This window comes from Nocardia araoensis NBRC 100135 (assembly GCF_000308435.1).
Taxonomy (GTDB): domain Bacteria; phylum Actinomycetota; class Actinomycetes; order Mycobacteriales; family Mycobacteriaceae; genus Nocardia; species Nocardia araoensis.
The window spans coordinates 1-737 of the sequence record NZ_BAFR01000250.1 but is presented as its reverse complement, the minus strand read 5'-3'; the positions used below and the strand labels follow the sequence as shown (position 1 = coordinate 737).

Genomic DNA, 737 nt, shown 5'->3' with positions numbered 1-737 from the left:
GCCCCACATCGGTCACTAGCACCGCCATATACCTAAATCGGCCACCTATCTGGTCGCGTATCTCTGGAGTACAACCCAGAGTCACAGCACAAAGGCCGTCTCACTCGGGCCGTTGAACCGTCGACTTATCTGATGGCAGCGGTTCGTGGCGGGGTCAGCTGCCTCGTAGCGTGCCGTAGGAGACCGGGCGGGGTTGACTCGTGAACCGTCTGTCGCCCTTGCGGTTGACTTGCCCGCGATGTGTCTGCCGTCCGGTCCCGTTCACGGTCTGACTCGACAGAGGTGTGACGACAAGGTGGGATGTCCCGGGTAAGTGTCCGCCGGGTTGTGAGAGTCAGGACACTGATTGTAGGTGCCGGTTGGCCTTTTCGAAGTCGGCCGGGGTAAGAGCTCCTAACAGGTTCGGGAGTGGCGGTGACTGTCGTTGCGGTGCAGTATGTTTCGTCGTGGCGGCACCGTGGATCGTGGACGACGAGTTGCGGACAGTGATCGAACCGCTACTGCCGGTCCGGGCGCCGGGCACGCCGGGGCCGGCGCGGATGGACGACCGGCTCGTGTTGCAAGGGATCCTGTTCGTGCTGTTCACCGGGATCGGGTGGGAAGACCTGCCCCAGGAACTCGGTTTCGGGTCCGGCATGACCTGTTGGCGGCGGGTGCGCGACTGGCAAGCAGCCGGAGTGTTCGAGGCGATGCATCAGGCGATGCTCACCCACTGCCATACCGCCGGGTTGATCGAC

At 63.2% G+C, this 737-nt stretch carries 1 protein-coding gene; it reads left to right on the top strand.

The features are described 5' to 3' along the window. Positions 1-446: 446 nt before the first annotated feature. A partial coding sequence (locus tag ON21_RS38000; protein ID WP_039803569.1) for an IS5 family transposase occupies positions 447-737 on the top strand: 291 nt, incomplete at its 3' end.